Here is a 2284-nt window from a genome sequence, read left to right on the forward strand (position 1 = left end):
AATAGTGATAGGTAAACTTTTGAGATTATCTCCGGTTTTTCCCCCACCTCGCACCGTGCATGCAACTTTCATCGCACACGGCGCTCCATCTATTGTTTCTTATTGAAGTTTTTCTAAGTTACACACCTTACGGTACTGATTAATTTTCTTGATGATTTTCTCATCAATCTGTATTGAAGTTGTGAGATTACTTATGATTTGTTTGTTTTTAGAATGTATAAGACGGTGTATATCCCTATGGATTATTCGAAGATTATCGAATTCATCTCCCCCTCCAAGATGTCTTGGCCTGTAGTGATGGCAATGAACATCTTCTGCTGGTAAGAATACACCTGTAACTTCACATTTACCACTTTTCATGCTGTATCGTGAGATACGATTATCAAGATATTCAACATTTCTATCAGGAATGTATGACTTCATAAGTTTGTTAATTTCTATAGCTACATTCTTAGAGAGACGTTTGTTAATTTCCATTCTTCCTCGGAGTGTATATGGCGTAGTATCTTGTTTGAAACAAAGGTTGTTTCGCGTTTGTACATCTTTCATTGGATAAAGCCACGTTTTTGCCACTCTGAATGTTTTGTAATTAGACTGATAGAACTTCCTGAAAGAGTATGTTGCATTAATAGGTTTGCCGTAATATGCTTTTTGCCTGAGTCGGTTATACATAGTGCGGGAGATGTCATAGTATATTCTATGAAAATCTAGATTAACGAGAGTGGCCTTTTTAAAGTAGTTATGAATTCCGAGTATAAACCCGTTCCACTTAAGTGCGTTCTGTGTTGTTGGTTCCTTTTGAATTGCTTTTATGATTGTTTTAGCCTGTTGTTTAATTTGCTTTTTCTTCTTTTCAGATATACCTGTTTGTGCCACTCGTCTGCCGTTTTTCCCTTTTCTTTCAGCTTTTATCGTAAATCCAAGAAATTCTGACTTTCTCTTTCGTAGGTTAGTAATTTGAGATTTCTCCTCAGAAATCTCAAGTTTGAGTCTTTCCTTTAAATAAAGTCTAACTGCATGAAACCATTTAACTGCCGTTTGATAATCTCGACAGAGAATTTTAAAATCGTCGGCATATCTGACGATATATCCTTCTTTTAGGCTGGTCCTTTTCAATGCAGCATTTCGATTACAGATATTATGATAGTTAAAGTCCGGCTCAAACTTCTCCCACTGCCTTGCGATCCATTGATCAAGATCGTTTAAGACGACATTGGCAAGGAGTGGAGATAATATACCACCTTGGGGCACCCCTTTTGTAGGGATACCTTCCCCTTGGATTTCCGCCTTGAGCATTTTACTTATAATGGCGAGCACTTTTTTATCACAGATACCAATATTCCATAGCTGTTTCATTAACTTAGTGTGATTGATATTATCAAAGAATCCTTTAATATCAATGTCTACGATATAATGTAATTTTCCTTTATTGATCAAAAATTGTACTCTTGCAAGAGCATGGTGAGTACTTCTCATTGGTCGGAAACCATAGCTATGATTATAGAAGCGTGCTTCTGTGATAGGCTCTAAAATCTGTTTAAAGCATTGTTGAATTAATCTATCTTCAATGGTTGGTATACCTAAGGGCCTGAACTCCTCGTTTGGTTTTGGTATCATCTTTCGCCTTACTTTATCAGGTTTATAGCTAATTAACTTATTTCTCACAAATCCCACAATTTGTTCATCTTTTAGATTTTTGAGATACGATATCGTCTTTCCATCTGTTCCAGGAGTTTTAGCTCCTGAGTTCCTTTTGATGTTTCTATATGCCAGGAGAATATTTTCTCTTGATGTGATTAGGTCGTATAGCCGAGTAAAGTTTTCCCCTGTTTTACTCCTTTCATATAGTTCATCAAATGTACTTGTAAGATTGTAATAATCAGCATATCGTAGTCGTGTTTGCACGTTGGATCACTTCCCTTTTTAGGCTTAGTGACATTCCCAACATCTTACCTGACCCTTGCAACTCACTTAGAAAAACTTTCAATCTTTAAGAACAATAGACTTAGGCCTGTTCCTCCACACCCATTACAGATGTTTCATTGGTCATGACCTTGCTCTCACCAAACTAAATCTATTTCGGAGTTACAACTTCCTTATAAGAACCGTCAAGAGAATAGTCTTTTATATAACGTGTTTGGCTTTCCTCGTTCCATCAACCTTAGCTATCTTTTATACTTTTAGGTGCAACCTTTAGGCCTGCGGGCCTTACGACGCCATCGTCCGTCGTGCGAATTTCATAAAAACAAATCTTACTTTTCGGTATCCCGCCCTGCGTTTTTAT

The 2284-nt window shown here is 37.0% G+C and carries 1 protein-coding gene; it reads right to left on the minus strand.

Translation table 11 applies throughout. From position 1 onward, the window contains the following. Positions 1–99: 99 nt before the first annotated feature. Positions 100–1905 carry a group II intron reverse transcriptase/maturase gene (gene ltrA, locus ACN6NE_RS30930; RefSeq protein ID WP_474329413.1) on the minus strand — a complete coding sequence of 602 codons (1806 nt, stop codon included), beginning with the start codon at positions 1903–1905 and terminating at the stop codon, positions 100–102. Between the last annotated feature and the right edge of the window lie 379 nt (positions 1906–2284).

The sequence above is a fragment of the Priestia sp. 53B2 genome (genome assembly GCF_056099005.1).